The organism is Catellatospora sp. NPDC049111 (assembly GCF_040648615.1).
Lineage (GTDB): Bacteria > Actinomycetota > Actinomycetes > Mycobacteriales > Micromonosporaceae > Catellatospora > Catellatospora aurea.
In genome coordinates this window covers 1-21233 of sequence record NZ_JBEZEB010000023.1, presented here as the reverse complement: position 1 = coordinate 21233, position 21233 = coordinate 1, and the positions used below count along the sequence as shown (strand labels likewise).

19 protein-coding genes are annotated in these 21233 nt (G+C 71.5%); 12 read left to right on the top strand and 7 right to left on the bottom strand.

All coding sequences use genetic code 11. The annotated features are described in order from the left end of the window. Positions 1 to 23: 23 nt before the first annotated feature. From AB0B66_RS26785 to AB0B66_RS26775, 3 genes are all read right to left on the bottom strand, one after another. On the bottom strand, positions 24 to 3383 hold the full coding sequence (locus AB0B66_RS26785; RefSeq protein WP_360535062.1) for a glycosyl hydrolase: 3360 nt from the start codon (positions 3381 to 3383) through the stop codon (positions 24 to 26). A 267-nt stretch (positions 3384 to 3650) separates the two neighbouring features. Next, positions 3651 to 4385, bottom strand: a complete 735-nt coding sequence (locus AB0B66_RS26780) for a dienelactone hydrolase family protein (RefSeq protein ID WP_360535060.1) — start codon at positions 4383 to 4385, stop codon at positions 3651 to 3653. Then, positions 4372 to 5154, bottom strand: coding sequence for a hypothetical protein (locus AB0B66_RS26775; RefSeq protein ID WP_360535058.1), 783 nt, complete (start codon positions 5152 to 5154; stop codon positions 4372 to 4374). The genes AB0B66_RS26780 and AB0B66_RS26775 overlap by 14 nt, the downstream gene beginning before the upstream one ends. Positions 5155 to 5584: 430 nt before the next feature. Between AB0B66_RS26775 and AB0B66_RS26770 the strand changes: the two genes are divergently transcribed. From AB0B66_RS26770 to AB0B66_RS26720, 11 genes are all read left to right on the top strand, one after another. After that, on the top strand, positions 5585 to 5788 hold the full coding sequence (locus tag AB0B66_RS26770; RefSeq protein ID WP_360535056.1) for a hypothetical protein: 204 nt from the start codon (positions 5585 to 5587) through the stop codon (positions 5786 to 5788). Between the two features lie 320 nt (positions 5789 to 6108). Next, complete coding sequence (locus tag AB0B66_RS26765; protein WP_360535054.1) at positions 6109 to 7509, top strand: hypothetical protein; 1401 nt, start codon at positions 6109 to 6111, stop codon at positions 7507 to 7509. 259 nt (positions 7510 to 7768) lie between these two features. After that, positions 7769 to 8728: a MurR/RpiR family transcriptional regulator gene (locus AB0B66_RS26760; RefSeq protein WP_360535052.1), complete on the top strand. Its 960-nt coding sequence runs from the start codon at positions 7769 to 7771 to the stop codon at positions 8726 to 8728. Positions 8729 to 8854: 126 nt separating this feature from the next. Beyond that, the gene (locus tag AB0B66_RS26755; protein WP_360535050.1) at positions 8855 to 9589 is read left to right on the top strand and encodes an SIS domain-containing protein; all 735 of its coding nucleotides are present in this window, start codon (positions 8855 to 8857) and stop codon (positions 9587 to 9589) included. Between the two features lie 38 nt (positions 9590 to 9627). Beyond that, positions 9628 to 11019 (top strand): N-acetylglucosamine/diacetylchitobiose ABC transporter substrate-binding protein, encoded by a 1392-nt coding sequence (ngcE, locus tag AB0B66_RS26750; protein WP_360535048.1) that lies wholly within the window; start codon positions 9628 to 9630, stop codon positions 11017 to 11019. A 6-nt stretch (positions 11020 to 11025) separates the two neighbouring features. Then, on the top strand, positions 11026 to 11901 hold the full coding sequence (locus AB0B66_RS26745) for a sugar ABC transporter permease (RefSeq protein ID WP_360535046.1): 876 nt from the start codon (positions 11026 to 11028) through the stop codon (positions 11899 to 11901). After that, complete coding sequence (locus AB0B66_RS26740; protein ID WP_360535044.1) at positions 11898 to 12707, top strand: carbohydrate ABC transporter permease; 810 nt, start codon at positions 11898 to 11900, stop codon at positions 12705 to 12707. The genes AB0B66_RS26745 and AB0B66_RS26740 overlap by 4 nt, the downstream gene beginning before the upstream one ends. 195 nt (positions 12708 to 12902) lie before the next feature. Continuing rightward, positions 12903 to 14126 carry a family 16 glycosylhydrolase gene (locus AB0B66_RS26735; RefSeq protein WP_360535042.1) on the top strand — a complete coding sequence of 408 codons (1224 nt, stop codon included), beginning with the start codon at positions 12903 to 12905 and terminating at the stop codon, positions 14124 to 14126. A gap of 42 nt (positions 14127 to 14168) precedes the next feature. Beyond that, positions 14169 to 15080: a BadF/BadG/BcrA/BcrD ATPase family protein gene (locus AB0B66_RS26730; protein WP_360535040.1), complete on the top strand. Its 912-nt coding sequence runs from the start codon at positions 14169 to 14171 to the stop codon at positions 15078 to 15080. A gap of 282 nt (positions 15081 to 15362) precedes the next feature. Further along, positions 15363 to 15959 (top strand): helix-turn-helix domain-containing protein, encoded by a 597-nt coding sequence (locus AB0B66_RS26725; RefSeq protein ID WP_360535038.1) that lies wholly within the window; start codon positions 15363 to 15365, stop codon positions 15957 to 15959. Further along, positions 15956 to 17236, top strand: coding sequence for an MFS transporter (locus tag AB0B66_RS26720; protein ID WP_360535036.1), 1281 nt, complete (start codon positions 15956 to 15958; stop codon positions 17234 to 17236). Before AB0B66_RS26725 ends, AB0B66_RS26720 begins: the two co-directional genes overlap by 4 nt. Before the next feature lie 99 nt (positions 17237 to 17335). Here AB0B66_RS26720 and AB0B66_RS26715 read toward each other — a convergent pair whose 3' ends face one another. The 3 genes from AB0B66_RS26715 to AB0B66_RS26705 are packed head-to-tail and all read right to left on the bottom strand — an operon-like array spanning position 17336 to position 18734. Continuing rightward, positions 17336 to 17719: a VOC family protein gene (locus AB0B66_RS26715; RefSeq protein WP_360535034.1), complete on the bottom strand. Its 384-nt coding sequence runs from the start codon at positions 17717 to 17719 to the stop codon at positions 17336 to 17338. Next, positions 17716 to 18534, bottom strand: coding sequence for a helix-turn-helix transcriptional regulator (locus AB0B66_RS26710; protein ID WP_360535032.1), 819 nt, complete (start codon positions 18532 to 18534; stop codon positions 17716 to 17718). The genes AB0B66_RS26715 and AB0B66_RS26710 overlap by 4 nt, the downstream gene beginning before the upstream one ends. Then, positions 18531 to 18734, bottom strand: coding sequence for an LLM class flavin-dependent oxidoreductase (locus AB0B66_RS26705; RefSeq protein WP_360535030.1), 204 nt, complete (start codon positions 18732 to 18734; stop codon positions 18531 to 18533). Before AB0B66_RS26705 ends, AB0B66_RS26710 begins: the two co-directional genes overlap by 4 nt. 220 nt (positions 18735 to 18954) lie before the next feature. Here AB0B66_RS26705 and AB0B66_RS26700 point away from each other — a divergent pair, with 220 nt between their 5' ends. Then, the gene (locus AB0B66_RS26700; RefSeq protein ID WP_360535028.1) at positions 18955 to 19401 is read left to right on the top strand and encodes a hypothetical protein; all 447 of its coding nucleotides are present in this window, start codon (positions 18955 to 18957) and stop codon (positions 19399 to 19401) included. Positions 19402 to 19449: 48 nt separating this feature from the next. Here AB0B66_RS26700 and AB0B66_RS26695 read toward each other — a convergent pair. Then, on the bottom strand, positions 19450 to 21233 hold a 1784-nt coding region (locus AB0B66_RS26695; protein ID WP_360535026.1), incomplete at its 5' end, for a choice-of-anchor P family protein.

The following is a 21233-nucleotide window of genomic DNA, read 5'->3' as shown; positions in this document are numbered from 1 at the left end:
TTCCTTGCACTTCACTTCAGCGGTCAGGGGGCGTAGACCTCGAATTCGAAGAGGGAGTAGCCCCAGGCGGTGGCGCGGGTGGTGGCGTTGACGCGGACGTAGCGGCCGGAGCCGGTCAGGCCGGTGAGGTCGTCGACGCCGCCGTCACCGCCGGTGACGGACCGGATGGTGGTCCAGGTGCTGCCGTCGGGCGAGGTCTGGATCTGGTATGCCGACCCGTAGGCGGCCTCCCAGACCAGGCGCACCCGGCTGATGGAGTACGTCTGGCCCAGGTCGACGCGGATCGTCTGCGGGTCGCTGAACGCGCTGGACCAGCGGGTGGTGGTGGCGTTGCCGTCCACGGCCGCCGAGCCCGGGAACGTGGCGTTCTCGGTGCTGGATACCAGCGTAGGCTTGTTCAGCGCCACGTTGACCGAGGGCTGGCTCGTGGTGCCGGTGTAGGGCAGCACGACCCGGGACTGGTTGCCGATGCCGAGGGTGGTCGCCCCGTTGCCGATGGCGCTCCACACCTCCACCCGGACCGAGCCGTTGGCCAGCGCGGCGAACGAGCCGGTGGTGGTCTTCACACCCGACGCGTGGGTGTAGTGCTCGTAGCCGGCGACCGGGTCGGTGGGGAAATAGTTGTACGTCTCCAGTCGGTCCCAGCTGCCGTTGCCGGTGAAGTCGTACGACACCCGGACCTGGGTGGCGTTGCCGACCCCTGCGCCCGCGTCGACGTACATGTCGAAGTTGGTGGCGCCGCCGTTGTGCGTGGCGTTGAGGCCGGCGGCGGTGAACACCTGCGGGTTGGTGGGCACGCCGTCCCAGTTGCCGTTGGCCGCGACCACGGTGGCCGTGCCCGCCCCGCCCGCGGTGCCGGGCAGGCCGCCGCCGGAGACCAGGTAACGCGTGGCGGCGAAGTTGCCGGGCGGGTTCGGCGAGGTGGACGGGCTCGGCGACGGCGGAGCCGACGGCGACGGGCTCGGCGAGGCGGGCGGCGACGACGGCGGGTTCGACGGCGACGGGTTGCCGCCGCCGCAGGCGTTGCCGCCGGTCCAGGTGAACGCGCCCGAGGTGACCGTCTTGCAGGCGGGCACGTTCAGCGTGGTGCCGTTGGAGAAGGTCACCGTGATCGCGGTGTTGGCGATGTTCGACGCGACGTACGTGCGCACGCCCGACTTGTTGAACACCTTGGCCAGCGGGTGGTTGGCGGTGATCGACGTGTCGACGTTGCCCAGCGCCGCCAGGTTGCGGATCCAGTGGTAGGTGTGCGCCTTGGACTCGCCCTCCTCGGAGGTGAACCCGCTGTTGGCGTTGAAGTTGTTCAGCGCCGTGGTGCCGTTGCCCAGGGCCAGGAACTCCCAGAGGATGTCCTGCCAGACCGTGGGCGCGCCGCCGTTGTTGGTGACCAGCTCGTTGTAGTTGGTCGACACGTACGCCGGGTTGTCGCCGAGGTAGAAGTGGCCGCCGGTGATGGGCAGCATGTTGATGCCCTGGATCATCTCCGGCTCGCCGGAGAACCACGTCGCGTATGCGCCGCCGTCGCCCCAGACCATGCCGACCGTGTTGTGCCCGAAGGCGGCCGGGAAGTTCTGGTTGCGCACGTCGAACCAGTACTCGGCGATCGCCGCGGACTGCGTGGTGTAGATGAAGATGCCCGCGTCGCGCACGGCGGCGTTGCCGGTCGCCTGGCCCCACTGGATCAGGGCGTTGGCGAAGTTCATGCCCTCCGACGAGGACTCCTGGTTGTTGCCCGCGCCGAACGCGCCGTGCCCGGCCGCCCAGTCGTGACCGGCGTAGATGTCGAAGTCACGCAGGTACGGGAAGCGGGTGTCGGTGCGGTCGTAGTTGTTGGCGTCGCGGATCAGCAGGTCCACCATGCCGCCGTACTGGCTGCTGGTGGCCCAGGTCGGGTCGAACTTGGCCAGCGTCGCGGCGGCGGCCACGTAGTAGCCGTAGTGGAAGTGGTGGTCGTTGAGCTCCTGGTCGGAGCCGTACGAGGCCGGGTAGCCGAGCAGGGTGCCCCAGGCGCTGTTGTAGTAGAAGACCCGGGTGGTCTTGCCCGCCGAGGCGGTGAACCAGTCGTTGAGCCGGGTGCGGATGGTGCTCAGCGCGGTGTCGCGGATCGAGGTCAGGTTGAGCTGGTCGGCGATCTCGGCGATGCGCGCCGCCCGGCCCAGGCCCTTGCCGGTCCAGTAGGTGTCGTCGCCGCGGAAGTCGGCCGGGTTGCCCGCGACCGCGTTGAGGTAGTTGGTGATCGTGGTCAGGTCCGCGCCGGAGCTGTCGGCGACCGCGGGGATCTCCGGCAGCACGCCGGTGTACTTCATCGAGGTCGTGAACGAGCCGATCCCGGTGAGGATCTTCATCTGGCCGCGGGCGCTGGTGTACGTGTTCGCCAGCGGGGACGCGCCGGTCAGGCTGTTCCACTGGTGCGGGTACAGCGCCGCGACGGTGGCCGTCTGCGAGCCCTGCCGCGCCGTGGTGGTGAACGTGTACGTGGTGTTCAGCGTGCTGGCGGCCTGGTTGTAGCTGTAGGACACCCGGGTGCCGGTGACGTGCGCGTGGGCGTACTGGCCGTAGGTCGTGGCCAGCGCGGCCCGGTCGGCTCCGGCGGGCAGCACCGCGACCGAGAAGAAGCCCTGGCCGTTCAGCGTCGAGCTGATCGACGTGCCGCTGACGGTCCAGGTCGAGCCGGTCGGGGCGTACGCGACGTAGTCGCGCCCGTTGACGTTGAAGCCGATCTGGCCGCCGCTGTTGGACCATACGGTCGGCGTCGCGGCCGTGGTCAGCTGAGCGTTGCCGCCGGTGATCTGGAAGTACGCGAACGGCAGGCCGTGGCCGATGGTGGCCTTCATGGTCCGCGCGCCGTCACTCCAGTACGGCGTCACGGTCCAGTCGCTCCACCCGTCGACCTTGGTGTCGGGGGAGTTCAGCCCGGCCACGCCGACGAGCATGTCCTGCACGTACGGGTAGTGGAACTCGCCGGGACCGGTCGCGCTGCCGCTGATCGCGGCGGTGGTGTTGTAGGAGAACCCGAGGCCGCCCGCGAGGGTGTCGTAGGAGATCGGGTGGGCGTGCAGCGGCTCGCTGTAGCTGCAGTCGAACTTCTTGAACAGCAGCGAGGACCACCAGTCGTTGGTGGGCACGCCGCCGGCCGGGGCGTTGGCGGTGACGTACTGCCGCGGGTTGGTCGACAGCGATCCGCAGCCGACGGGCAGCGAGCGGCCCGCGGGCAGGCTGTCGAGGTAGCTGCCGGCGCCGACGGTGCCCGCCTGGGCGGTCTGCGCGACGGCGATGCCGAACAGGGCGGCGGACAGGACGGCGACCGCGCCGAGGACTAGGGCGCGGTGGCGCGCCCAGGAGTGGCGTCGGTGACCCGCGCGGCGTGCGACGCCTGGGGTCACGGACCGGATGGACGGTTCCATGTGCATGGCCTCCGGGGCTGGGGCTGGCATGGCGGGAGAAGCGGAGGAACGGTGTGCGGAGCGCACTGTGAGAGCGCTCTCTGCGCGCAAACTATCGGGCAACCCCTCGATACGTCAATGTTTCCGGGCAATGGCATCTGAGTTAATCCCGCGACGTGGACGGAGCGTGACGGTCGCGGGACGGCATAACGTAATACCGGCCCTGTGAGAGCGCTCTCACAGGGCCGGTATCGATGGCTCAGAGTGTCAGTGCCGGTGCCGGGCGGTGAAGGAGATGATGCGGTTCCAGGCGTCGGTGCACGCGTCGGCCCACTGCTCGAAGGAGCGGTCGAAGAACGAGTGCGGCGCGCCCTCGTAGACGTGCATCTCGGGGGCGACGCCGGCCTCCTCCAGCTGTGCGGCGAGCTTCTCGAACTCGCTCACCGGCGTCGAGTCCGCGCCCGCGACCAGCATCAGGATCGGCTTGTCCACCTCGTCGACGACGTCGGCGACCCGCGCCGGCTGGCCGTAGAAGCCGATCACCCCGGCCAGATCGAGGTCGCTGGCGGACAGCCGCCACGACATGCTGCCGCCGAAGCAGAACCCGACGGTGTACACCGACGCGTCCGGCTCGGACTCGCACAGCACCGCCATCGCGGCCGCCGTGTCGGCGTACACGTGCGCGGGCGTGACCTGAGGCATGTGTTCCATGTAGGGGAAGCTCTCGTCGCGCTGGGCCACCCCGGCGGTGCGGCCGAAGTAGTCGATCGCGATCGCCTCGTACCCGGCCTCGGCCAGGCGCTGGGTCAGCCCCACGTAGAACGGGTGCAGGCCGCGCACGTCCGGCAGTACGACGATCTTCATGCCGTTCGGGGTCTGCGGGATCGCGCGGTATGCCGCGAGGGTGTTGCCGTCCTCGGCGTGCAGTTCGAGCGGGCCGTGCCCGGCGACCGCGCCCGCGTTCGGGGCCTGCGGGGCCTGGCTGTCGTCACTGTGGCACATCAGGTGCTCCTTGGCTGCGGTAGGAGTTGCCCCGCCGCCGCGCCTGTCCGGCGGCGACCAGGGCGTCCAGGTGGGACCGGGCGACGGCGGCGGTCCAGCCGTACGCCCGCGCGAGCTGCCCCGGGCTCGCCTCGACGGCGGTCTCCAGGTAGCGGCGCGCGGCCGCGGGGACATCCTGCCCGCCGCCGACGTCGAAACGGCGGCAGGTCAGGTCCACGATGGAGGCCGGCCAGCCGGCGCGCTGCTCGCGCACGCCAGCGGACGTTACCAGCAGGTGGCGCTGCAGTTCGGTCATGGCGCGCTCGTACGCGGCCCGGTCGCCGATCAGCTCACGCAGCGCGCGTGAGGTCAGTGGCCCGGTGAGCAGCGCCCGCGCGATCTCGTGCGCCTCGCGGGGCAGGTCGAGGTCCTCGTGGTCGTCCGGCTCGCCGGGGCCGGCGTAGAGCGCGCGCAGCAGGTCGGGGGAGAGCAGGCTCGCGCGGCGGAAGAGGAACTTGCCGTACCAGGCGAGCCCGGCCTCGGGCAGCGCGTCCTTCCAGGCCCAGACGGTGGACTCGGCCTCGCCCATGCCGTCGGCCCAGGCCACGGCGTCCTCGTCGGCGACGGTCTCGTACAGCGAGGGCGCGAGCGCGTTCGCGGCGGGGAACAGCAGCGCGCAGCCGACGCCGTCGACGAACCGGCCCGCGTCCTCGACGGTCTCCGGTCTGGTCTCGGGCAGCCACCGGTCGCCCCGGGCGCGGGCCAGGGCGAGTTCCTGATCATCGACCATGCGCCGGAGCCTAACCGCCACCCCCGACGTACCTGTCCCACGCTGCTCCGTTCCCGGCCGTCGTGCCGCCGCGGCCCCTCCGCACGACTGCCGTCCCGTTCGTGACTGCCCGGCCCATCCCGGCCAGTCCCGGCGCGTCCGTCCGCGAACACGTCGCCCGGTCGCGCCGCGAAGATCGTCCGACTTGCCGGGCAGATGTCCGAATCATGAAGCGGAATACGCCCACGTGCCGGGCAATTCGGATGATCTTGTGAGGTGGGAGGGGCCTGGTTGGGCGATTAATCTGTTTCTTCCGGATCGGGCTTTACGCGTGGTGGCGGATGTTTCAGACCCCCGTTTGACGGAGCCTTGTTCAGGTGAGGACGTCCGGTGCGCCGGGCGGCCCCAGGCGCCCTCAGACCCCGGGCGCCCATGGAGGAGGAGATCGACTGTGTACGTCAACTCTGATCTGGCGCTGTGTCTGGTGGACGAGGCATCTGCCGGTCGCGCCGACGACGCCGACAAGGTGTGGCGTTCCGCGATCCGTGAGGCCATCGCGTGCAATGTTCCGATCGAACATGTGGCGAGCAGGGCAAACGTCTCGATCGAGGAGATCCTCTCGATCGTGAGCGAGACCCAGGTCGTGCCGGCGTGACCCCGGCCGTCCGTACCGAGGCGATGTTCGCCTTCTCTCTGCGGGCCTCCGCAGAACCCGCGCCGGCATCGACCGCCGGCGTGGACGTGGAAACGATCAAGGCACATGGCGGACGGGGCGTGCCGCGAAAGTCGCCCCGGAGTCCGTGGAGCACCCCGCCGTCGCGTGGGTGATCCGGGCCGGGAGCAGCGTCGCTCCCGTTGCCGTCCGCCCAGCCTGAATACCTGCTGACAGATGGCCCCGACCTCGGTCGGGGCCATCTTCGCATGCTGACTCGTTAGCCCCTGAGGACTGCACGCACGGGTGAGGAGAGGCGACACGTGAACAGGGTTCTCGTCGAGAAGCGACCCGCCAGCACCACGTCCTCGGTCGCGCCGGCGCGGGGTGTGCCGCGTCTGGTGGCCGGGGCGGCGCTCGCCGGAGCGGGCCTGACCGTGCTCGCCCTGGTCGCGATGCTGCTGCGGCGGCTGCCGACCGGCTCGCGCCTGGCCGGGTGGACGTACCCGTACGACCGGGCGGCGGGGGAGTGGCACGTGGTGTGGCCCGCGCTCGTGGTCGCGCCGGTCGCGCTCGGGCTGCTGTGGCTGTCGCGCCGTCTGCCCGAGCGCTTTGACGCGGCCGTGGTCGCGGGCTGGTTCGTCGCGGTGGTCCCACTGCAACTGCTGCTGCGGGTGTACGCCCTGCCGTCGCTCGGCGACATCGTGGCCAGCGACCGCGCCAACTCGTTCTACTCCCCGTCGCAGCGCTGGGGGATCGGCGAGTTCATGGGGAACTACATGGGGCTGGTCGAGCAGCTCCCGCCGCACGCGCGCACCAACATGCCCGGCAAGACCCTGCTGTACTTCCTGCTCGACGCGCTCGGACTCGGCCCGGCCGCGATGGGCGTGGCCGTGCTGGCGCTGGCCAACGTGTCCGCCGTGCTGCTGTGGCTCATCGTGCGCGACCTGACCGGCGACCGCCGCATCGCGCTGTACACCCTGGTCCTGGGCCTGTTCCTGCCCGGCGTGCTGTACTTCGCGCCGGTGCTCAACGCCGTCTCCCCGGTGCCGATCCTGCTCGCGCTGTGGCTGCACGTCCGTTTCCTGAAGACCCGCCGGTTCGGTTACGCGCTCGGGCTGGGCGGGGCGCTCTACCTGGTCGTGTTCTTCGAGGCGCTGCCGCTGGTGCTGGGCATCGTGTTCGCGGCGCTGCTCGGCGTCGCGCTGCGACAGCGCTCGCTGACCTGGCAGGACACGTTGCGCCTGGTCGCGTCGGCGCTGGCCGGGTTCGCCGCGTGCTACGTGCTCATGCGCGGGCTGTTCGGCTACGACCTGTTCGACAACTTCGCGTACGTGCTGGCCGACGCCAACGACTTCAACGCGCGCTGGCGGCCGTACGGCATGTGGGTCACCCGCAACCTGTGGTACCTGGCGCTGGCTGCCGGGATCGCGTCCTGCGTGCTGCTCGCGGCCGCGACCTGGGACGCGGTACGCAGCCGGTCGGCGCACCCGGCCGCGGTGCTGACCCTGTCCGGCATCGCCGTGCTGATCGTGCTCGACCTGTGGGGCATCAACCGCGGCGAGACGGTCCGCCTCTGGATCTTCCTGGCCGTTTACCTCCAGATCGCCGCCGCCTGGCTCTGCGCCCGCACCGAACGCTTCTGGCCCGCCGCCGTCCTCCTCTCCGCCACCGTCCTCCAAGCCGGCATCGGCTCCGCCATGATCGGCTTCGTCCGCATCTGACCGACCGCCCCACCTCGACCACCCGCCTCGACCACCCGCCTCGACCGCCCGCCCCACCTGCGACAACTCTTAAAGACTTGCGCCCTCAGGGGGGTGCTGATGGCGCAAGTGGTTGTTAGTTTGGGCGCGGGGTGGGGGGGGTCGGGTGTGGTGGTGTAAATTATTGCTGGTGGGTAACGGGTTTGGGGGTCAAAATTTTTGTTGGTTGGGATTGACACTTTGGAGTGTGGGTCGTAATTTTCTTCATCAACGGACCGCGATGAAGGGAATTGTTGTGCAGGGTGTGATCGGCCGGATGCGGATGGAGCTGCCCAACCTGCCCGACGCGTTGCAGCGGGTGGCGGAGCAGATCCTGGAAGACCCCGCGATCGCCGCGCAGGCCTCCATCGTGGACCTCGCCGAGCGGGCCGGCACGTCGACCGCGACGGTGACCCGGTTCTGCCGGGTGCTGGGGTTCAAGGGATACGCGGCGCTGCGGGTGGCCATCGCGACCGAGAGCGGGCGCGAGGCGCAGGCGCGCTGGGAGACCGACATCGACCGGGAGATCGAGCCCGGCGACCCGATGGACCGGGTGCTCGGGGTGATCGCGAGTGCGGACGCCCGTGCCATCCAGGAGACCGCGGCCCGGCTCGACCTGGCCCAGGTGGCGCGGGTCGCCGACGCGATCGCCGGGGCCAACCGGGTGGAGTTGTTCGGGCTCGGCAGCAGCGGCACCGCCGCTCGTGAGCTGGCGTTCCGGCTGGAGCGCATCCGGGTGCCCTGCTGGCACCGGGAGGACGCGCACAAGGCGTTGACCAACGCTGCGCTGCTCGGGCCGGGTGATGTCGCGATCGGACTGTCGCACAGCGGGCGTACCCGGGAGGTCATCGAGGTGCTCGCCGAAGCCGCCGACCAGGGCGCGCTGACCGTCGCGGTGACCTCGTTCGACAAGTCGCCGCTGGCCGAGGCCGTCGACGTGGTGCTGACCACGGCGGTGCACGAGACCACGTTCCGGCTCGCGGCGCTGTCGGCGCTGCACGGCCAGCTGGTCGCCCTCGACCTGATCTACGTCGCGGTGGCGCAGCGCACGTACGCGCGTACCACCGAGGCTTTCGAGGTGACGGCGCGGGCGGTGCAGGCGCACCGGCTGCACGACGAGCCGACCTCGCACCGCCGCCGCGCCGCCCGGGAGGCCGCCGACCTGTCGCGGCCGGTCGTCCCGCGCAGCGCCGCTGACTGATCGCGGGGCGGACAGCCGGGACCGGGCCGCCGGGGACCGGGGTCGCCGGGGGAGAACGTCGGGCGGCCACGTGGCGGACCGGTCCCGGTGGGGCGATCGGGCAAGGCAGCACAACGAAGGAGCGAGATGAACGCGCAGACGTACCTGGAAGCCATCACCGAGCTGGTCGGCAAGGTGGGCACCGCCCAGGCCGGCAACGTGCAGCGGGCCGCGGACCTGATCACCGACAGCCTGAACGCGGGCGGGGTGGTGCAGGCCTTCGGCAGCGGCCACTCCGAGGCCCTCGCGATGGAGATCGCGGGCCGGGCCGGCGGGCTGGTGCCGACCAACCGCATCGCGCTGCGCGACATCGTGCTGTGGGGCGGCGAGCCGGTCGAGGTGCTGGAGGACCAGCTGCTGGAGCGGCGCACCGAGGTGGCGCACCGGCTCTACGAGCTGGCCCCGATCGAGCCCGCGGACGTGTTCGTGCTGGCCTCCAACTCCGGCATCAACGGGGTGGTGGTCGAGCTGGCGTTGCTGATCAAGGAGCGCGGGCACGGGCTGATCGCGGTGACGTCGCTGGAGCACACCGCGCGTTCGGAGCCGCGGCACCCGTCCGGCAGGCGGCTGAGCGAGATCGCCGACGTGGTGCTCGACAACGGCGCCCCGTACGGCGACGTGATTCTGGAGAACCAGTCCGGCGCGGTGTCGTCGGTGACCGCGGCCGTGCTGGCCCAGATGGTCGTCACCGAGGTGGTCCGGCGCCTTTCGGAGGCGGGGCAGACCCCGCCCATCTACCTGTCCGCGAACATCGCGGGCGGCTATGAGCACAACCAGCAGTTGGAAGCGCGATACGCCGGGCGCATCCGGCGTATCGCGTAACACATCAACCCCTCCTGAAGTGCATGAAGGGCGACACGATGAACCTTACAAGACGCACCGCGCTGGCCGGAGTGGCCGCGGTCGCGGCGAGCACGGGCCTGGCGGCCTGCGCCACCGCGGGCGGCGACGACGGCGACAAGGTCAAGCAGGGCGACACCAGCGCGGAGAACCCGCTGGGCGTCTCCGGCGAGGCCGCGCTCGAGGTCGTGATCTTCAAGGGCGGGTACGGCGACCAGTACGCGATCGACGCCGGCACCAGCCTCAAGCAGAAGTTCCCGAAGGTCGCCGTCGACCACAAGGGCATCCAGGGCGTCGGCGAGGTGCTCCAGCCGCGCTTCGTCGCCGACAGCCCGCCGGACGTCGTCGACAACAGCGGCGCGGGCCGCCTCGACCTGGCCACGCTCGTCTCGGCCGGCAAGCTCACCGACCTGACGTCACTGCTGGACGCGCCGAGCCTGGACGACCCGGCCAAGAAGGTCCGCGACACCCTGATGCCGGGTGTGATCTCCGACGGCACCTTCGACGGCAAGCCGCTGGTGCTCAACTACTCGTCGGTGCTGTGGGGCGTCTGGTACTCCAAGTCGCTGTTCGCCAAGCACGGGTGGACGTTCCCGAAGACGTGGGACGAGATGCTCACCCTCAACGACGAGATCAAGAAGGCCGGTCTGCACCCGTGGACCTGGCAGGGCAAGTACCCGGAGTACCTCAACGACCCGCTGGTGTCGCTCGCGGCCAAGGCCGGCGGCTTCGAGCTGGTGAAGTCGATCGACAACCTGCAGCCCGGGGCGTGGCAGAGCCCGGCGATGCTGGCCGCCGCCGAAGCCATTTACCAGCTCGCGGTGCGCGGGCACATCATGCCCGGCTCGGAGGGCCTGTCCCACACCGAGGCGCAGAACGCCTGGTGCAAGGGCCAGGTCGCGTTCATCCCGTGCGGGTCGTGGCTGGAGGGTGAGCAGCAGGCGGTCACCCCGGCCGGGTTCGACATGGTGATGGGCACCGTGCCCGCGCTGACCGGCTCGGACAAGCTGCCCAACGGGGCGGTCATGGCGGCCAGCAGCGAGTCGTTCATCGTGCCCGCCAAGGCCAAGAACGTGCCCGGCGGCCTGGAGTTCCTGCGGCACCTGTTCTCGCAGAAGGTGGCGCGCGGCTTCGCCGAGAGCGCCAAGGCGCTGCCGGTGGTCACCGGCGCGACCGACGGGCTGAGCCTGAGCAGCGGTTTGGGCTCGGTCGCCGAGGCGGTCAAGGCGGCCGGTCCGAACGTGTTCAGCTACAAGTTCCGGACCTGGTACGCGCCGCTGAGCAAGGCGCTCGACGACGCCACCGGCGAGCTGGCCACCAAGCGGATCAACCCGCAGCAGTGGGCCGAGCGGGTGCAGAAGGCCGCCGACGCGGTCGCCAAGGACAGCTCCATCGTCAAGCACCAGCGGTGATCGGCCATGCGGCACGGCAAGTACCGGTTCCTGGTCGGGGCGCTGATCGTGCCCCTGGCGCTGTACGGCGTGTTCGTGCTGTCGCCGTACCTGCAGGCGTTCCAGTTGGCGTTCACGAACTGGAACGGCGTGGACAGCGCCCCGGAGTTCACCGGGTTCGACAACTTCGGCAAGTTGTGGGATGACCCGCTGTTCCTGGCGGGGCTGCGCAACAACGGGCTGATGCTGCTTGTCGTGCCGCTGGCCGTCATCGTGCTGGCGCTGGCGCTGGCCGCCGCCACGAAGGGCACCCGGGTCTACCGGGTGGTGTACTTCTTCCCGCAACTGCTCAGTGTCGCGATCATCGCGGTGCTCTGGCAGTTCGTGTACACCCCCAACAGCGGGCTGCTCAACGGCGCGCTGTCGGCGGTGGGCCTGGACTCCTGGCGCAAGTCCTGGCTGGCGGAGCCGGACCTGGCGCTGTGGTGCGTGATGGCCGTGATGATCTGGTCGTCGGTGGGCTTCTACGTGGTGCTGTTCTCGGCCGCGATGGAGTCGGTGCCCGACGACATCATGGAGGCCGCGGCGATCGACGGGGCCGGCCCGATGACCGTGTTCGGGCGCATCACGCTCCCGCTGATCTGGGAGAGCGTGCAGGTCGGCTGGATCTACCTGGGCATCGCGGCACTGGACGGCTTCGCCCTGGTGCAGATCATGACGGTCGGGCCGGGCGGCCCGGACAACAGCACCGAGGTCATGGGCCTGGGGCTGTACCGGACCGCGTTCACCTTCGGCAAGTTCGGCTACGCCTCGGCGATGGGGGTGGCGATCTTCTTCCTCACCCTGTCGATCGCGGTGCTGCTGCTGCGGGTCACCAAGCGGGAGCGGGTGGAGCTGGCATGAGGACCAAACACGCCTTCCTCACCCTGTGGGCCGCGCTGGTGACGCTGCCGCTGCTGTGGGCGCTGATGTCGTCGTTCAAGACCGACGCCGAGATCTTCGACAGCCCGTGGACGCCGCCCGCGTCACCGCGCTTCGACAACTGGTCGCGGGCCTGGGAACAGGCCTCGATCGGGCAGTACCTGTTCAACACGCTGATCGTGGTGGGCGGCGCGCTGGCGCTGACCATGCTGCTCGGCGCGCTGACCGCGTACTGCCTGGCCCGCTACGAGTTCCCGGGCAACCGGTTGCTGTACTACACGCTCATCGCGGGCATGCTGTTCCCGGTGTTCCTGGCCCTGGTGCCGCTGTTCTTCGTCGTCGACAACCTCGGCATGCTCGGCACCTACCACGGGCTGATCCTCGTGTACGCCGCGTACGCCCTGCCGTTCACGGTGTTCTTCCTGCACGGCTTCTTCCGCTCGCTGCCCGGCGCCGTCGCCGAGGCCGCGTTCATCGACGGCGCGTCGCACGCCGGGGTGTTCTTCCGGGTCATGCTGCCGATGGCCCGCCCCGGGATGGTCAGCGTCGGCATCTTCAACTTCCTCGGCCTGTGGAACCAGTACCTGCTGCCGAAGGTGCTCAACCCGGACCCGGACCACTACGTGCTCGCCCAGGGCCTCGCCGAGCTGGCGGTCAGCCAGGGCTACCGCAGCGACTGGAGCGGCCTGTTCGCCGGGCTGATCATCGCGATCCTGCCGGTCCTGCTTGCGTACGTCTTCTTCCAACGGCAGATCCGCGCCGGGCTGACCTCCGGCGCGCTCAAGTAGCACCACCCACGGACCGCACGGACGAGCGTCTACGCCGAACTCGGGGAGAGCGCGCTCTTCGGCGTGCCCGACCGTGCCCGCAAGAAGGCACCTCCCACGGACCCACGGGGGCAGAAGGACCCCGGCGCGCCGCCTCTCACGCGGCGCGCCGGGGCTGCCCACCACCGTAGTCCGCCACCCCGAAAGGAGAGAACAGTGACCCTCCGACGTCCCATCATCGCGGCTGTCGGCGCCACCGTGACGGCGCTCGCCGCCGGCACACTGGTCGCACTGACCGCGGGCACCACCGCGGTCGCCTCGGCGGCCGTCTGCAACGCCCTGTTCGACGACTTCAGCTACAGCGGCCCGGCCGACCCGCTGATCAACCAGCGCGGCTGGTCGGTGCGCACCAACTCCGGCGGGCCCGGCATCCCGGGCGCGTCCTGGCCGGCGTCCAACGTCTCGTTCCCGACCGTGGACGGCGCGAAGTCCCTGCAGCTGCAGGCGTCCACCGACGGCACGGCCGGCGGCACCAGCCAGGCGGAGTTCCTGCACCAGCAGAAGTTCTTCGAGGGCACGTACGCCTCGCGGGTCAAGTTCACCGACGCGCCGGTCTCCGGCAACGACGGCGACCACCTGGTGGAGACGTTCTTCACCATCACCCCGCTGGCCGCCCCGATGGACCCGAACTACGGCGAGATCGACTTCGAGTACCTGCCCAACGGCGGGTGGGGCGAGCCGTCGAACATCATGTACGAGACCACCTGGGAGACCTACCGCCCCGACCCGTGGGAGGCCGTCAACGCCCACGGTGAGCAGCGGCAGTCCTACGCGGGCTGGCACGACCTGGTGTTCACGGTCTCGGCCGGACACGTGAAGTACTACATCGACGGGACGTTGGTCGCCGACCACAGCGGCATCTACTACCCCGAGACGAACATGTCGATCAACTTCAACCTGTGGTTCATCGACTCGGCCGCGCACACCGGCGGCATGGCCACTTATCGCCAGCAGGTCGACTACCTGCTGTACACGCAGAACGAGGTGCTCACCCCGGCGCAGGCCAACGCCCGCGTCGCCTCGTACCGGGCGCAGGGCGTCAGCCACACCGACAGCGTCGGCGCGGGCGGCACCTGCCCGACCGCGTCGCCGAGCACCGGCCCGAGCACGCCGCCGTCGTCCTCGCCGTCGGCCCCGCCGAGCACGTCGCCGTCCCCGTCGGCCCCGCCGACCGGCGGCACGGGCTGCGTCAACGCGCCGCTGTGGAACATCAGCGGCGTCTACACGACCGGCAACCAGGTCAAGTGGGAGCGCAGCGCCAACGGCAACCCCGGCGGCCCGAAGTCCGGCGACGGCGTGCACCTGTGGCGGGCCCGCTGGTGGACGCAGGGCAGCGAGCCCGGCTGGACCCAGCAGTGGGAGGACCTGGGCCGCTGCTGAGCGGGTTCCCAGGTTCGACGTGAAGTGAAAGGATCAGCGCCCGTGACACTCGTCCTCGGCCTCGACGTCGGCGGCACGTCGTCGCGGGCGCTGATCACCACGCTCGACGGCGCCCGCGTCGGCTTCGGCCGCGCGGGCGCCGGCAACCCGGTCTCGGTGCCGCTCGCCGACGCCGTGACCTCGGTCGCTTCCGCCGTGCGGGCGGCACTGTCCGGGCTGGACCCGCGCGAGGTGCGCTCGGCCGTGATGGGCATCGCCGGCACCGGCCGGTTCGCCGACCCCGTGGTGGCCGATGCCTTCTCCGCCGCCTTCGCCGAACTCGGGCTGACGGTGCCGGTGCGGCCGGTCGGCGACGTCGAGGTCGCCTACGCGGCCGGAACGCTCGAACCGTGCGGCACCGTGCTCATCTCGGGGACCGGGGCGATCGCCGCCCGGATCGAGGACGGGTTCATGACCACCACCGCCGACGGCATCGGCTGGCTGCTCGGCGACCTCGGCTCCGGCTTCTGGCTCGGCCGCGAGGCGGCCGCGCTGACCGCGCGTGAGCTGTACACCCGCGTCCCGGACGGCCTGCTGACCCGCGGCGTCGCCGAGACCGTGCTCGGCACGATCCCGGCCGCCCCCTCCCGCCAGGCGGCCGACGACCTGATCGGCGCCCTGCACGCCCAACCCCCGCGATATCTCTCCCGGCTCGCCCCACTGGTCAGCGCCGCCGCCGAACACGGCGACCCGCAGGCCCTCGCCCTCGCCGACCGCGCCGCCGCCCACCTGACCGACACCCTCGCCGAGGTCCACACCACGGGCCCCGTCGTCCTGGCCGGCAGCGTCCTGACCACCTCGGCCCCCGTCCGCGCCGCCGTGATCCGCCACATCACCGCCCGCCTCTCCGCCACCACCGCCGTCCTCGCCGGCCCCGGCGAACAGGGCGCCGCCCGCCTCGCCGCCCGCCTTTAACCCACCCGAACGAAGGAAGGGCACCTTCTTATCGCTATGCGTAGAGGAAGGTGCCCTTCTTAACGCCGGGCGGTCGCAGGCTGCAGTGATGATCGCCGTTCGCGGTCAAAAAGTGGGGTCTGAGCGCAGGTCTTGACCGCAAACAGCGATCATCCGGCCGGAGCCGGAGCCGGAGCCGGAGCCGGAGCCGGAGCCGGAGCCGGGTGGGGCGGGGCTCGGTTAAGCACACTTGTTGTGCACACCTCTTGTGCACAACAAGTGTGCACAGATACTGTGCATCACATGGACGACGAGTCGAACGCTGTTTCGCACAGCGTCGTACACCTGAACGCCCTGCAGATCCGGACCCTGGCCCACCCCCTGCGCGCCCGCCTGCTGGGCCTGCTGCGGCTCGACGGCCCGGCCACCGCCACCACGCTGGCCCGCCTGCTCGACACCAACACCGGCGCGACCAGCTACCACCTGCGCCAGCTCGGCGACGTCGGCCTGGTTGTCGAGGAGGCCGAGCTGGGCACCGGCCGCCAGCGCTTCTGGCGGGCCGCCCATGACACCAGCACCTGGCGGCCGACCGACTTCGACGACGACCCCGACGCCCGTGCCGCCGCCGCATGGATCGAGCACCAGCAGCTGAAACTCATGGGCGAGCAGGCCGAGCGCTGGCTGGCGGCGCAGCAGACCGCCCCGCAGGAATGGCGGGAGGCCGCGACGATCAGCGACACCGTGCTGACCCTCGCGCCGTCGCGGCTGCGCGCCCTCAACGACGAGATCTGGGAGCTGATCGTGAAGTACCGGCAGGACGCCGTATTCGCCGAGGAGGAGGGCGCCGCACAGGTCCACGTGTTCCTGGTGGACTTCCCGCGGGCGGAGGAGCTGCGGTGAGCGCGCTGACCGTCAAGCAGGTCCGCCGCCGCTTCCTGCTGCTGCACGGCCTGCGCTGGTTGCCCGCCGGCCTCATCATCCCGGTGCTGATCCTGCTCATGCAGGAGCGCGGGCTGACCCTGCCGCAGATGGGGCTGGTCTTCACCGCACAGGGCATCCTCGTGCTCGCCCTGGAACTGCCCACCGGCGGGCTGGCGGACGCGCTCGGCCGCAAGCCGGTGCTGGCCACCGCATGGATCATCAACCTGCTCTCGCTCGGGCTGTTCGTGGTGGCCGACTCGGTCGCGCTGTTCCTCGCCGTCTGGGCGCTGCAGGGCATCCACCGGGCGCTCGACTCGGGCCCACTGGAGTCGTGGTACGTCGACGCGACCCTGGCCGCCGACCCGGAGGCGAAGTACGAACCGGGCCTCGGGTACGCCGGCACCGTCATCGGTGTGGCGATCTCCGCCGGGGCGCTGCTCAGCGGTGGCCTGATCGCGCTGGGCCCGGTCGGTCCGTTCAGCGCGCTCACCGTCCCGGTGGTCGCCGCCACGGCGATGCAGGTGGTCGCCCTGGCCGTGCTGCTGGCGCTGATGGTCGAGGTGCGCCCGGCACGCGGTGCGGCCGCACTGCGGGCCTCGGTGCGTGAGGCGCCCCGGATGGTCGGGCAGGCGTTCGGGCTGCTCCGCCGCTCCCGGGTGCTGCTCGCACTCGTGGCCGTCGAGCTGTTCTGGGGCTTCGGCATGGTCACCTTCGAGTCGCTGCTGCCGGTGCGGCTCGCCGAGGTCGTCGGCGACGCCGACCGGGCTGCCGCGCTGCTCGGCCCGGCGAACTCGGCGGCCTGGCTCGTGTCGGCGGCCGGGGCCGCGTTGACCCCGCTGCTGCTGCGCTGGCCCGGAGCCGCGCCCGGAGCGGCGCTGCTGCGGATCCTGCAGGGCCTGACCGTGGTGGGCATGGGCCTGTTCGCCGGGCCGGTGGGCGTGCTGGTCGCGTTCCTGGCCTGCTACGCGGTGCACGGCGCGTCGAATCCGCTGCACACCGGGCTGCTGCACCGCCAGGTCGACGGTCCCTACCGGACCAGCGTGATCTCACTGAACTCGATGATGGGCCAGCCCGCCGGCGCGCTGGGCGGGGTCGTGCTCACCGCGCTCGCCGCCGCGACGAGCATCAGCACGGCGATGCTGGTCGGCGCGGCGGTGCTCGCCGTCGCCGCCCCGCTCTACCTGCCCGCCTGGCGGGAGGCCAGGCGCAGGCCGGAACCGGCGCCGAGCGCCGCAGAACTCTCGCCGGTCGGCTGAGGGGGATCAGCTCGCGGACCACGATCCACGCGTGACGTGTCCTGGCAGCGGGTCCCCGCCCCCCGGTGGGCGGGGACCCGCTGTTGCCAGAAGCGGGGCTCACGCGCCTGAGTAGGTGCCGAAGCTCCAGATGACGCCCTGCGGGTCGCGGACGCTGAAACCACGGGAGCCGTAGTCCTCGTCACGCAGCTCGCGCAGCACGGTCGCCCCGGCGGCCACGGCCCGCGCGAACAGCGCGTCCGGCTGGTCGGTGACGAGGTAGACCAGGCCCTGACCGGCGGGGATGTCGTGCACGTCGTCCGGGCGCGGGCTGCCGAGCATGATCCCGCCGCCGGGCGGCCAGCGCAGCTCCGCGTGCTCGACCCGCTGCCCGTCGGCGTGCACGGCGGTGGCCTTGAACCCGAACGCCTCCTCCAGGAACGCGATGGCGGCGGGCGCGTCGGTATAGGTCAGGCAGGGCCAGACCATGGCGTTGTCACTCATACGACCAGCGTGGCCGCGTCGACGTGCTCCTGGCTTGGATGAATGGGAAGTTCCTCCGCCTGCGCCCAGTGCGACGGCGCGACGCCCGCGAACTCGCGCCACTCCCGGGCGAGATGGGCCTGGTCGTAGTACCCGCACGCGGCGGCGATCTCGGCGAGCGCCGGCCGGTGGGTGTCCCGGACCAGCCGCGTCGAACGCCCGAAACGGACGATGCGCAGGGCATCCTTGGGCCCGACGCCGTACTCGGCGGCGAAACGGGCGCACAGGTGCCGTCTGCTCCAGCCCGTTTCGGCGGCGAGCTCGCCGACGCGCAGCGCGCCACCGGAACGCAGGATGCGCCGCCAGGCGTAGGACAGCTCGGGCGCGGGCTCCACCGGGGCGAGGCGACGCGTCAGGGCCGCGTCGAGCAGGGCGAACCGCTGCGGCCACGATGCCATACGCAGCCGGTCGGTCAGCGGTTCGAGCGGCAGCGGAGCGACGGCCGCCGCCAGCGCCGCGGCGGGCATGCCGAACAGGGCGCGAGCGCCCGCCGGGGTGAGCGCCAGCTGCACGCCGAACTGGGTGCCGTCGTGGTGGATGAACGCGGGAGCCATGGCCAGACCGCTGGCGAGGGCGGTGTAGCCGCTCGGCGCATGATCCGGGCTCAGCGCGACGAGAGTCGGCTCCTCGAAGCTGATCACCACGGTCAGGTCGGGTGAGGGCAGGCCGAGGTGCACGCCCGGGGCGAACCCGCGGTAGTGATAGCCGAGGTAACGGCGGATGTAGGGCCGCAGGTGCGGTGCCGGGACGCCGTCGACGTGCGCCGCGATGGTCATGTCCCGGCCATTTTCCCATGGCGTGCGCCACCTGTCGTGGTCGCCGAGGGCGCGTCGCCTGCCTCCAGCCGCCCGCCCGTGAGCAGGTCGGTTGTGGCGATCTCCCGGGTCGGCAGCGCCGGGTTCCAGAACGGCACGTCGAGCACCAGCGTGCCGACCCGCAGCCGCTCGGCCGCCGCGGCCGCGGCCGCGACCAGCACCGGGAACGGGGCGGGCGCACCCAGGAGTCGGCGGCGGACATGGTGTCGTAACCGAGCTGTTCGGCCTGTCGGCAGCGCTGCACGAAGGCCTCGCCCGGGGGCACCGCGAACACGTTCGACGAGAACCGGAACTCACGCATACCGTGACCCTGCCGGGTCGCGAGGCGACATGCCGGCGCGGGCCGCGTGGCACTTGCGGCCGTCGCGCACAGTGAGCGCCATGACGCCTCTGCCCCCTGGCCCGCCGCAGCCCAAGAGCCCGGTACGCAAGATCCTCATCATCGTCGCGATCGTCCTCGTGCTGTGCTGCGGCGGTGCCGCCGTCGCGGGCTACTTCGCCTGGCGCGGCATCGACGCGGCGACCGCACCCGCGAGGGACGCCGCCACGGCGTACGCCGACGACCTGATCGCCGGTGACTACGCGGGCGCGTACGCGCAGCTGTGCCGGCGCACGCGCGAGCTGACCACCGAGCAGCAGTTCATCACGGAGCAGACCGCCCGGCCGCGGGTCAAGGACTACTCGGTGACCGGGGTGAGCGTGGAGCAGCACAACTCGACCGTGAGCGGCGTCGTCACGTTGAAGCTGACCAGGGCGGACGACGGATCGACGTACTCGCTGGGCGTTCCGCTGCTCAAGGAGGACGGGCAGTGGCGGGTGTGCATGTAGCCGTGAGGCCGGGCGGCCGGGCCGCGCAGGCCCGGCCGCCCGTCGCGGTCAGCGGCAGTGGTGGATGTCGCTGGTGGCCGAGGCGAGCACGAGGTCGGCGCTGACGCCCAGCGTCGGCGGGACGACGATGCGCACGCCGTTGACCGTCAGACCCCCGTCGGCGGGCACCTGCTCGTTGAACACGATCTTCGCCCCGGGCACGCCCGGGATCGCGACCATGCTGTTCGGACCGGTGGTCGCGGTGACCGCGACGCCTCCGATCAGCAGTTGCCCGACGGTGACCGTGCCGGTGGACCCGGCGCAGTCCGTGACGGACGTGGTGCGCACGTCGCGCAGCGCGATGGCGGGCAGGCCGGGCAGGCCCAGTTCGACCGAACCGACGGTCGCGGTGGCGGTCGAGCCGCCCGGGGCGGTGCGTGTCGTGACGTTCGCGCACAGCGCCGCCGCCCGCAGGACCAGCACGTTCACCGTGGCCGTGCAGGGCGTGCCGGTGGCCGACGGATCGGCGGTGCGCACCGCGCCGGTGTCCGGGGACGCGGGCAGTGTCGAGGAGCCGACCAGGACCTTCAGCTTGCCGGAGAGGCCGTACGCCCGGCCGGTCTCGTGCTGCAGGCCCACCGTCGTGGCGGCGCGGCTCGGCTCGTAGAAGGCGCTGCCGGGGTAGGCGGCCGACACGGGCAGCCTGCCGTCGGCGGCCAGCGGCTGGGCCACGTCGGCGATCGCGCAGGCCGCGGTGCCGGTGGCGTCGGTGTCGGCGGTGCACGACTGCGCCGACGGGCCGCTGCCCAGCGTCAACGTCACCGGGGCGCCTGCGACAGGCGTGCCGTCACCGGGCAGCGGCGGCGCCGAGCCCTCGGTGAGGCGGGCGGCCAGCCGTGCGGGTTCGTCGTTGGCGACGAACAGATCTCCGGCGTACGCGAGCCGGGTCTGCTCCTTGGTGACGGTGAATTCCGCGGTCGCCGTGCTGGGCAGGTGCACCTCGTCCCCGGTGTAATCAGCCGTCGCCGGGTACGGCCCGGGGGTCTCCTGCGGCACGACCGTGCAGCTCGCGACGCCGTCGCCGTCGGTCACGGCGTCGCAGGACTCGGCCGCGTTCAGGGCCAGGGTGACCGGCTCGCCGGGCAGCGCCGTGCCGGTGTCGGTCAGGGTCAGCTTCGCGGCCAGCGTCACCGGGTCGTGGTAGTCGCCGGTGGCGTCACCGGTCCAGGTCAGCGTGGTCGGCTTGCGCCTGACCTCGTACGACGTGGACACGTTCGACGCGTGCCGGACGGTGTCCCCGGCGTAAGAGGCGGTCAGCGCGCGGGCGTTCGCGGGAGCCTGCGGCGTGACCGTGCACGCCGCCTCGCCGGCCGCGTCGGTGACCGCGCTGCAGCCGGGCGTGCCGGTCAGCGCGAACTGGACCGTCGCGCCCGGGATCGGGGCCCCGCCGGTGGTGTACGTGAGCCGGGCGCGCAGGCTCGCCGGTGCGCCCACCGGGCCCGAGGTCGCGCCGAGGTAGCTCAGGGTCGTGTCGCGTACCTGGTAGGAGATGGTGACCGAGGCGTCGTCAGTGGTCTCCGTGACGCTGACGTTGCTCGCGCCCGCCGTGGTGTGGCTCGCGCCCGAGCCGCCGTTGCCGCCGTCGAACCCGGCGATCAGCGGGACCGGGGGAGCACCGCCGGACGAGCCGCCGCCACCGCCGTACCAGCCGCCGCCACCGCCTCCGCCGCCTCCGCCGCTGGTGCCGGGCGCGAGGGCGCCGACGCCGCCGGCCGCCCACGCGCCGGGGAAGCCGACCAGCCCGAGCGGCCCGAACGGCAGCCCGCCGTTGCCGGGGCCGCCCGCGGTGCCGT

Excerpts from the sequence above, each read along its gene's own strand:
- AB0B66_RS26780 (WP_360535060.1), bottom strand. The coding sequence starts at position 4,385 with ATGTGCCACAGTGACGACAGCCAGGCCCCGCAGGCCCCGAACGCGGGC.
- AB0B66_RS26775 (WP_360535058.1), bottom strand. The coding sequence starts at position 5,154 with ATGGTCGATGATCAGGAACTCGCCCTGGCCCGCGCCCGGGGCGACCGG.
- AB0B66_RS26760 (WP_360535052.1), top strand. The coding sequence starts at position 7,769 with ATGAAGGGAATTGTTGTGCAGGGTGTGATCGGCCGGATGCGGATGGAG.
- AB0B66_RS26755 (WP_360535050.1), top strand. The coding sequence starts at position 8,855 with ATGAACGCGCAGACGTACCTGGAAGCCATCACCGAGCTGGTCGGCAAG.
- ngcE (WP_360535048.1), top strand. The coding sequence starts at position 9,628 with ATGAACCTTACAAGACGCACCGCGCTGGCCGGAGTGGCCGCGGTCGCG.
- AB0B66_RS26745 (WP_360535046.1), top strand. The coding sequence starts at position 11,026 with ATGCGGCACGGCAAGTACCGGTTCCTGGTCGGGGCGCTGATCGTGCCC.
- AB0B66_RS26740 (WP_360535044.1), top strand. The coding sequence starts at position 11,898 with ATGAGGACCAAACACGCCTTCCTCACCCTGTGGGCCGCGCTGGTGACG.
- AB0B66_RS26725 (WP_360535038.1), top strand. The coding sequence starts at position 15,363 with ATGGACGACGAGTCGAACGCTGTTTCGCACAGCGTCGTACACCTGAAC.
- AB0B66_RS26715 (WP_360535034.1), bottom strand. The coding sequence starts at position 17,719 with ATGAGTGACAACGCCATGGTCTGGCCCTGCCTGACCTATACCGACGCG.
- AB0B66_RS26710 (WP_360535032.1), bottom strand. The coding sequence starts at position 18,534 with ATGACCATCGCGGCGCACGTCGACGGCGTCCCGGCACCGCACCTGCGG.
- AB0B66_RS26700 (WP_360535028.1), top strand. The coding sequence starts at position 18,955 with ATGACGCCTCTGCCCCCTGGCCCGCCGCAGCCCAAGAGCCCGGTACGC.